Source organism: Hoylesella shahii, from assembly GCF_937990675.1.
Taxonomy (GTDB): domain Bacteria; phylum Bacteroidota; class Bacteroidia; order Bacteroidales; family Bacteroidaceae; genus Prevotella; species Prevotella shahii.
The window spans coordinates 1-8,701 of the sequence record NZ_CALKQY010000012.1; the positions used below are offsets into that span (position 1 = coordinate 1).

General features: G+C 41.5%; 9 protein-coding genes. 5 read left to right on the forward strand and 4 right to left on the reverse strand.

All coding sequences use genetic code 11. The annotated features are described in order from the left end of the window. Positions 1–16: 16 nt before the first annotated feature. From QME03_RS11805 to QME03_RS01390, 3 genes are all read left to right on the forward strand, one after another. Positions 17–196 (forward strand): DNA/RNA non-specific endonuclease, encoded by a 180-nt coding sequence (locus QME03_RS11805; RefSeq protein WP_345740165.1) that lies wholly within the window; start codon positions 17–19, stop codon positions 194–196. A gap of 429 nt (positions 197–625) precedes the next feature. Continuing rightward, on the forward strand, positions 626–1,441 hold the full coding sequence (locus QME03_RS01385; protein WP_273115078.1) for a Nif3-like dinuclear metal center hexameric protein: 816 nt from the start codon (positions 626–628) through the stop codon (positions 1,439–1,441). A 3-nt stretch (positions 1,442–1,444) separates the two neighbouring features. Beyond that, positions 1,445–2,269, forward strand: coding sequence for a zinc ribbon domain-containing protein (locus QME03_RS01390; protein WP_281723229.1), 825 nt, complete (start codon positions 1,445–1,447; stop codon positions 2,267–2,269). A 392-nt stretch (positions 2,270–2,661) separates the two neighbouring features. Here the strand turns inward: QME03_RS01390 and QME03_RS01395 are convergent, their stop codons facing one another. From QME03_RS01395 to QME03_RS01410, 4 genes are all read right to left on the reverse strand, one after another. Continuing rightward, positions 2,662–3,009: a hypothetical protein gene (locus tag QME03_RS01395; RefSeq protein ID WP_273148289.1), complete on the reverse strand. Its 348-nt coding sequence runs from the start codon at positions 3,007–3,009 to the stop codon at positions 2,662–2,664. 274 nt (positions 3,010–3,283) lie between these two features. Continuing rightward, the gene (locus QME03_RS01400; RefSeq protein WP_281723230.1) at positions 3,284–4,126 is read right to left on the reverse strand and encodes a DnaJ domain-containing protein; all 843 of its coding nucleotides are present in this window, start codon (positions 4,124–4,126) and stop codon (positions 3,284–3,286) included. 59 nt (positions 4,127–4,185) lie between these two features. Next, entirely contained in the window at positions 4,186–5,145 is a 960-nt protein-coding gene (locus QME03_RS01405) for a transporter (RefSeq protein ID WP_281723231.1), read from the reverse strand. Between the two features lie 51 nt (positions 5,146–5,196). Beyond that, on the reverse strand, positions 5,197–5,646 hold the full coding sequence (locus QME03_RS01410; RefSeq protein WP_281723232.1) for a type I restriction enzyme HsdR N-terminal domain-containing protein: 450 nt from the start codon (positions 5,644–5,646) through the stop codon (positions 5,197–5,199). Positions 5,647–5,816: 170 nt separating this feature from the next. Here QME03_RS01410 and holA point away from each other — a divergent pair, with 170 nt between their 5' ends. Next, positions 5,817–6,845: a DNA polymerase III subunit delta gene (gene holA, locus QME03_RS01415; RefSeq protein ID WP_281723233.1), complete on the forward strand. Its 1,029-nt coding sequence runs from the start codon at positions 5,817–5,819 to the stop codon at positions 6,843–6,845. 773 nt (positions 6,846–7,618) lie between these two features. Next, positions 7,619–8,098: a helix-turn-helix domain-containing protein gene (locus QME03_RS01420; protein ID WP_025816656.1), complete on the forward strand. Its 480-nt coding sequence runs from the start codon at positions 7,619–7,621 to the stop codon at positions 8,096–8,098. The last annotated feature ends 603 nt before the right edge of the window (positions 8,099–8,701 follow it).

An 8,701-nucleotide genomic window follows, 5' to 3' on the forward strand; every position in this document is an offset into this window, starting at 1 on the left:
ACCATTGACACACAGCTTGCATTGTTCTGAATTCGTCGAACTCACGTTAAATAGCGGCTACCACCGTGTACACCTTTGCTCCTCGGCCGACAATTGTTGGGATGCAACAGCTCAAAAACAATCGTTCTTGTTTACAAAAATCTGTTCGCAAGACCATAAATTAAATCCAAAGCCTCCTTGGGCTTTATTTATCTAAATGAAGGCGGCCATAGGCCTAAAGGCAATTATGTGAAAAGCATCGACGAGGTGGAGCGTATCACGGGCATCGGTTTTTTTTACTTTGCCCAATAAACTGGAAGAAGAGGTGGAGGCTTCTGGTGATTTAGACGACTGGTGAGCATATTATGGCGCACTAAAACGGTGACAGACCGTGAGAATGATTGAGACGCAAGAATGAAACTTGAACTTGTGGGCTGATTGCTTGTGCATGTTAGGGCAAGAGTGGGGCGCAACACATTGCTCAATAATCCCCCAAATGCATGCGTAATCAGCCCTATGTTATGATAAAAAAGGAATACAAAATAGCAAAGCGAAAAAACTAAAATCGCATAATATGAGCCTTCTATTTTGTAGAGTCGAGAAAAATGATTAACTTTGCACTTTAATAACATAAAGCTAGATTAGCGTGAAAATAAAGGAAGTGCTACGTGCCCTTGAGCAATTCGCGCCTCTGCCTCTGCAGGAAGGATTTGATAATGCCGGCCTGCAGGTTGGATTGACAGAGACGGAAGTTTCAGGGGCTTTATTGTGTCTTGACGTGACTGAAAAAATCGTGGATGAGGCTGTTGCTAAAGGCTGCAACCTCATTGTGGCACATCATCCGCTTATCTTTAGAAAACTGGCGCAAGTGTCTGATGGCAATGCCGTGCAACGAACGGTGATGAAGGCCATTAAAAATGATGTGACAATCGTTGCTATGCACACCAACATTGACAACGCACAAGGGGGTGTGAACTTTAAAATTGCAGAGAAAATGAAACTTGTTGAGGTTGACTTTTTCGGCGCAAGAAAAAACATTCAAACCCTTAACGATAAAGGAGAAAAGGTGAATGTGGAAGGCGCATCTGGCGTTATCGGAACATTTGAACAACCTTTGGCTGCCGACGACTTCGTGATTATGCTTAAAAAAACTTTCGATGTGGAGTGCGTGATGTGCAACCAACTGTTGCGCCGACCCATTAAGAAAGTGGCTATCTGTGGCGGCTCGGGAGCGTTTTTGCTGCCAGATGCTATTGCGGCAGGGGCTGACGCCTTTGTTACTGGAGAAATGCACTATCATGATTACTTCGACCATGAACAGGAGATACAGATTGCTGTGATTGGGCATTACCAAAGTGAACAGTTTACAAACGAAATATTCAAAACAATAATAGCGGAAAGGTGCGAGGGCGTGAAGTGCTTCTTAACGCAAACTAACACCAATCCCATCATCTATTTATAAGTTATGGCAAAAAAAGAGATTACCGAACTGTCGGTGGAAGAAAAGCTCAAGGCGCTCTACCAGTTGCAAACAACGCTCTCGGCTATTGATGAGAAGCGCGCACTGAGAGGAGAATTACCCCTGGAAGTGCAAGATTTGGAAGACGAGATTGAGGGACTGAATATCCGCGTTGATAAAATTCGTAGAGAGATTGAAGACTTCTCTATGGCTGTTTCGCAAAAAAAAGCAGAGATTGCTGAAGCTCAAGCTAGCGTAGAACGCTATAACCGCCAGCTGAACGAAGTGAAAAATAACCGCGAATACGACACGCTGAGCAAGGAAATTGAATTCCAAACGCTTGAAATAGAACTGTGTAACAAGAAAATAAGGGAAGCGATGATAAGGATTGACGAGTGCGAACGAGACCTCGGCACAACGGAAAGACTTATCGACGACCGCGAACACGACCTACAACAAAAACGTGGAGAGCTGGATGAAATTATGCTCGAAACAAAAGAGGAGGAAGAAAGACTGCGCGACAGAGCTAGAGACTTGGAAACGAAAATAGAACCTAGACTGCTAAGTAGCTTTAAGCGTATTCGCAAAAATGCTAGAAATGGTTTGGGTATTGTTTATGTTCAGCGCGACGCTTGTGGTGGATGCTTTAATAAAATACCGCCACAGAGACAACTGGATGTGAAAATGCACAAAAAGGTTATCGTGTGCGAATATTGCGGACGTATCATTGTTGACCCTGAATTGGCTGGTGTTAAGACAGATAAAGCTGCTACGACAGAGAAACCTAAACGTAAACGCGCAATACGCAAAACTAAAGAAGAGACGGAATAACTAGATAAATGGTGCAGAAATGCCCATTGCTCTTTTAGAACTCCGCGTTTTGTATAAACAATAAGCTCCACACACAACAACATGGCGTGTATGGAGCTTATTTTTTGTATGCTATGACCAAAGCCTTGCAATAAGCAGAGGACTTGGTTTTTCGGATTAAGGTGGCTCTAAAATTGCCTTTGATGCCTTCTAGGTAACTTACCTGCACAGATTTCGCTTGATTTTAGAGTTGTATAGCAAGCTATATCAATGAGAAAGTACGTGGAAATTGCCAGGCAGAAGTGTAAGGCAGTAATGAGCTACGAGGCAATACAATGCCAATGGATGGCCAAAAGTAAAGCCAAATGTAACTAGGAAATTATGGAACCGACCTTAAATGAATTGTTTACGGATTACTTCTTGTCCTTAGACTCTTTTTTGCAGCATTGCTTGTCGCCAGCCTTCTTGCACTCTTTCTTAGCTGCTTTGTCGCATTTTGCCTTTCCGCAGTCTTTACCTTCTGCAGCAGCGTCTTTCTTGCAGCAACCTTTGCTGTCTTTAGCAGCGTCTTTTTTGCAGCATTCTTTGCTTTCTTGAGCAGCATCTTTTTTGCAGCATCCTTTCTTGCTATCCTTAGCGCATTTTTTCTCGCATTGTTCAGTCTTAGCCTTATCGCATTTTTTGGCTGTTCCTTCACTTTGAGCGTTAGCAAAACCTATTGCAGCAACAAAAAGAGCTGCACTAAAAATAATTTTTTTCATACCTAATAACTTTTACTTAGTTTTAAAATAGTGATTTTATCAGGCACAAAAGTACAAGTTTAAAATGAAATACCGTCATTTTGTTAGTACTTTTTAGCAGATAAATGCATTTTGTTTCTTCTTTTATGGTCGTATGCTTTCGATGTGTTATGGGCTATGTGGCTGATTTTCGCAGTGTTATTGTTGTCGTTCTGTGTGGATAAGCAACAACAGGAACGAGTCTTTTGCAATTCGCAGTGAGGTGGTTTTACGCGTGTTTGCTTATTTTCCTGCACTACATGCCTCGTTCTTTGTATATTCTTTCCTTGGCTTCATTAATCTCTTTGAATTTCTTTTCGGCAGCAAGGCGTATGTCTTCGCCCAATGTTGCTACGCGGTCGGGGTGATGTTGAAGAGCCATTTTGCGGTATGCAGCTTTCACTTCATCGTTGGTGGCATTGGGCGAGATACCCAAAACCTTGTAGGCCGACTGGGTGTCGTGCTTTTCGAGGTTGAACATTGATTCGAGAACACTGGCATCTAGGCCCAACCAATGTGCCAAGTTACGAAGTGCATTAACCTCGCTGGGGTCTACTCGGCCATCGGCTTTTGTGAGTTCAACTAAGAAGCTAAGTAGTTGTAGGCATTGGCTGCTATTCATGTGGGCGGCAATTTGCCAACAGCTGTCGCGTATTATTTGTTCGAATGCCATTGTACCCATCTGTTTTTGCTGGTCGAAGATGTTGCGAATAATGTTATCGCCTTGCGTAACAGCCACCTCTCCAAAATTTCTTCGAAGGAAGGCTCGCAAAGTTTCCATCTCCGAATGCATCACCTTGCCATCGGCGCGGATGATGTATGCGGCGAGTACCAAAAACGAAAAGAGAAACGAGTTGCGTTCTCCTTGTTGCTGTTGATGGTGATTGGCTGTGTTGTTATTATAGTATCTGCTGGTATTGTTATGATAGCCGTTGCCCTGTGCGTTGCTGGAGTTACCCGACCAACCGTTGTTGTCTGTATCGTTAACCCTATCTAATCCTGCATCAAAAAGCGCCCCGAGCACTAAACCGGCCAAAGCACCAAGCGGTCCGCCGTTGATAAAACCCAGAAATCCGCCAATCCATTTTCCTATAGCCATAAATGTAAGCTTTAAAAGTTACCTAATATATGATGACAGAGGCTTTGTGGCTTGGAGATTTACCATTTGAGTCTGCCATATTTTTGCTTGTACCACAATTGCCACGCATTGATGAGGTTCTGCCAAACCACATAAGCGCATGGAGCTATGGATGCAATAGGGTTGAGAAAAGCGATGGTGAGCCAGATGCCCACAACGGTATTTTTCTGTCCCAAAGCCTGTCCGGCGCTGATACTATCGCCATAACGATAACCCACAGCTTTGCCGATGGAGAACAGCAAGATGCTGATGACAAGTGGTAATAATAGGAGTAAAGCCAAAACTGTGCCATAAATTTGGGTGGAGAGAATGTTGCGGATGGTTAGTCCCATAATGATAGAAAGGTTAAATCCCCAGATATAGAAGGCCAAGTTTTTTGTTTCCTTGATGCGAGTGGCAACATTAGGCAGAAATTTTCTGGTGAGCATGGCCAAGCAAAGAGGGATGATAAGCACGAAAGTGATGCGGCGTAGTATCAGGTTAAAGGCAGTGAGAAAAGTGATTTCAGTGCTTTTCTCTACCATTGGGAAAAATAATGGGATGATAATGGACGTAACAACATTGGCCAAAATGGTGTAAATGGTGAGTGAAGCAATGCTTCCGCCTAGGCGTTCGGTGATTACGGGGGCTGCAGCAGCAGTGGGACAGATTACACAAACGAATGCCCCTTCGAGCACTAGCTTGGTCATGGGGTTAGTGGTATGCAAGATAGCTAGTACCAAAAGGGCCGAAAGCAGAATGCGAATGGCCTGAAGTATGAAGTGCCACGCACGTGGTCGGAGGTCGCCCGTTTGTATTTTGCAGAACGTAATGTAGAGCATCACGAAAATAAGTACCGGGAGAAGCTTCACCAACAAAGGGCCAACAGCATCGCCAATGGGTTGAAGGGGAGCAATTCGCGAAAACAAAAGATAGACAGTTGCACCAATAACAAGACCGCTAGGCAATGTCCATTTCTTAAGAAAATCAAGGATGTTCATGTGTGTATTGTTTATTAACGTTTGCGCGCGTATATATAAGGTGTGGCGCAGTTATATTTCAGTATAGTGGGGAATATGAGACAAGAAGGTGTAACTGTTGTCTTCGTAGTTCATCTTGCAACAGATGTGCTGCAAACCGTTGCTTACCACAAGATAATCTACATGAAGCAACATGTTGTAGACGGTTATCTGGTCGAACACTTTCTGCGTAAGGGCGATAGTGGGTGCCTTATATTCGATAATCATCCGTGGCTTGAGTTCGCGGTCGTATAGCACACTGTCGGCTCTAAGACTCTTGTCGCCAATGTTCAAGGCCACCTCATTGGCCATCAACAATTGGGGATAACCCTTGAGATGAACAAGGAAATGCACGAAATGCTGCCTCACCCATTCTTCTGGAGTAAGTGCAACGTACTTGCCTCGTAGTGGATCGAACACGGTGGGACGTGCTTTTGTTCCTCCTACTTTTATTGCATACGAGGGTAGGTTTAGTGAATACATTTTGTTATCTTTGCAGAGTAAAGTGCAATAAAGCACATCCGCAAGGGTCGCAATTATAGTTTGCTGAACTTGAGGGTGAGCCTTATGGTGCAAAGTTACTAAAAATATGTGGCTGACAAAGTGGTTTTCGAAACTTGTTGTCGTCGCATTCAAATTTAACAACAACCTTCATGGCAGAAAAACGAACCGCGCTTACTTACGAGAACATCGTAAAAGATATTAAGGCGCGAAACTTTTCGCCCGTTTATGTGCTCATGGGCGAGGAGTCGTATTATATCGACGTAATAGCAAACTTGCTTGAAGAAAATGTGCTTCAACAACAGGAGCGCGATTTTAATCAAGACATCCTCTTTGGAGTGGATACTAGTGGGGTGCAGGTAGCCGACCTTTGTAAGGCTTATCCCATGATGGCCGAAAGGCGATTAGTGATGGTGAAAGAGGCGCAAAACCTAAAACAACTAGACGCTTTGGCAAAATATCTGGAACATCCAGTACAAACCACCGTGCTGGTGCTTTGCCATAAAAATGGCACAATAGACAAAAGAAAGAAGTTTCTGTCAAGAGCTGAAAATATCGGCGTTGTTTTCGAAAGCAAAAAGAAACGAGATTTTGAGTTGCCTGCTTTTATTAAAGGATACCTTGCCTTTAAAAAAGCTACGGTGGATGATAAGGCAGCCATCATGATTGCCGAACATATTGGGTCGGATTTGAATCGACTTACTTCTGAGTTGGATAAGGTGTTGATTTCGCTTCCCGAAAACAACTTGCGCATTACGCCCGACATCGTTGAACAGCAGATAGGGGTGAGCAAAGAGTTTAATGGATTTGAGCTGAGAAATGCTATCGTAAATCGTGACGTTTTTAAGGCAAATCAGATTATCCAATATTTTGACAAGAATCCTAAAGCAGGTTCTATCTTCGCCTTCTTGCCATTGCTCTTCAGTTTCTTTCAGACCTTATTGATTGCTTATTACTCACCAAATAAAAATAACGAGGGAGAGATGGCAAAGTTTCTCGACCTGAAATCTGTGTGGGGTGTGAAAGACTTCATCACAGGGATGAGAAACTACTCGGCTATGAAGACAATGCACATTATACATAAAATAAGAGAGATTGACGCTAAATCTAAGGGGTTAGACAACCCAAATACCCCTGTTGGAGACCTAATGAAGGAGCTAATCTTCTTTATTTTGCACTAAAATAGCCCCCAAAGGGCTATTTTTCGTTCTAGAATGAGCGCTTTAAAGAAACGCTTTTTTGGGGATAACTCCTTGTAGTATAAGGTAGTTATCCTTTTTTACCCCCTTAAATACTCGAGAATTTGAAAGCAACTCCACCTTTGTCTCAGAATAATCGATTCTCGTTGAATTTCGTCTTTTTCTGCGTTTTCTAATTTACAATTAACAAATATTTATCTGCAAGTGTAGACATTTAGAGCTGTAAACAAGATGTTTGATTTACAAAACTAAAGTTGTCTCTGTATCGATTTGTAAACGCTAAATAAAAACTGCAGGGCTTAAATTTACAAATAAATATCAGATAATCTACATTTATAAATCTAAATGAATACATATACATCACCGCATAAACCATTATTTTAATATGTTTACCAGCCATTTACAGCCTTTTATTAGTCCTTAAATACCTAAAACACCCCTTTTTACCCCCTAAATGGCCTGATTTTGCGTATTATACGCTTACATAATATATATAACTACTTAAAAACCAATTAAATTAACTATTTCATTAAATCTTATTATATATCTACTTTAGGCTTCTTAATTAAGATTTGTAAATGTAAATCACACAAATATCCGCACTCGTTTACATATGTGAAGATTTTGCTTTTAAAACCTGGTCTTTTAAATGCTAAATTATTCTTTAGAAACTTGCGGCTGTCAAGAATTTGTTTTACCTTTGTAAAACCAATGCAAATAGACCTATAAAGGTCACTAACACTAATAACAAGGGTATGAAAGATAGAATTAAGAAGGTTATGGAGAGCCAGCACATGAGTCAACAGACCTTTGCCCACTCCATAGGAATGTCGCCTGCATCGCTTAGCAGTATCTTTAACGGGCGTACAAAACCAACGCTAAATATCGTTGAAGCCATTAAAGACAAAATCCCGAGAATATCAACCGACTGGTTAATTTTCGGTAAAGGTGATATGTATCTAAGTGATTCTGGACACTCAAATAATACGACAAATACCCAACCAAACGTTATAAGCGAGCCAGTATTAAATTTTGACGATTTAGAAAATAATTCTTCTCTCTTTAATGAACAAACGATAGTCACTCCAACGATGGACTATACACCTCAAAAACCTGAGCGAGTTGAGGTGAAAGTGATTGAGAAACCACAACGAAAGGTAACAGAAATACGCATTTTCTACGATGACCGTACTTGGGAATCGTTTTATCCAGAAGACCGCGAAAGTAGCATTTAGAGTCCGTTTTATATTGTAAATAATGAACTCTGCTAATCGCTTCAGGACTATATTTGGCACTTTTTGCCAACTTGTATTACTGTTTTAGCCCTGTTTACTGGCTTTTGTGTTTGAAAATAGCTCGTTTTACTACCATCTCTTGCTTTGCAGGTGTGTAAAGATGACATAATTCTTAGTCCTTTATGCCAACCATCCGTAGTTCTCGCCTGCGTTTTGGTGTGTAAAGGCCGCATTTTTCATGATCTTTCATTGTTTAAGTATTAGTGAAATAACAATAGCATGGGATGTATAGCGGTGGCTTAATACATTAACTTCACAGTTTTAGATGTAATTTGCAATTAAGCATTCGGTCTTTCTGCAAAACACCCTGATATACGCTGCTAAATTCAACTCAAAATTCAGTGACATGCTACGCTAAAATAGCCAAATGAAAGGCCAAATGCCTCAAAATGTGTGACTATCTTAGTATAATTTGCCACTTGAACAGCCAAATGAAAGGTCAAATGCCTCTAAATGTGTGACTATTTTAGTAAAATTTGCCACTAAAATAACGTGAGTTCGACGAATTCAGAACAATGCAAGCTGTGTGTCAATGGTCCTTTG

What these genes read in the sequence shown, in the direction of transcription:
- QME03_RS01390 (WP_281723229.1), top strand. Translation starts at nt 1,445, where the DNA reads ATGGCAAAAAAAGAGATTACCGAACTGTCGGTGGAAGAAAAGCTCAAG.
- QME03_RS01395 (WP_273148289.1), bottom strand. Translation starts at nt 3,009, where the DNA reads ATGAAAAAAATTATTTTTAGTGCAGCTCTTTTTGTTGCTGCAATAGGT.
- QME03_RS01400 (WP_281723230.1), bottom strand. Translation starts at nt 4,126, where the DNA reads ATGGCTATAGGAAAATGGATTGGCGGATTTCTGGGTTTTATCAACGGC.
- QME03_RS01405 (WP_281723231.1), bottom strand. Translation starts at nt 5,145, where the DNA reads ATGAACATCCTTGATTTTCTTAAGAAATGGACATTGCCTAGCGGTCTT.
- QME03_RS01410 (WP_281723232.1), bottom strand. Translation starts at nt 5,646, where the DNA reads ATGTATTCACTAAACCTACCCTCGTATGCAATAAAAGTAGGAGGAACA.
- holA (WP_281723233.1), top strand. Translation starts at nt 5,817, where the DNA reads ATGGCAGAAAAACGAACCGCGCTTACTTACGAGAACATCGTAAAAGAT.
- QME03_RS01420 (WP_025816656.1), top strand. Translation starts at nt 7,619, where the DNA reads ATGAAAGATAGAATTAAGAAGGTTATGGAGAGCCAGCACATGAGTCAA.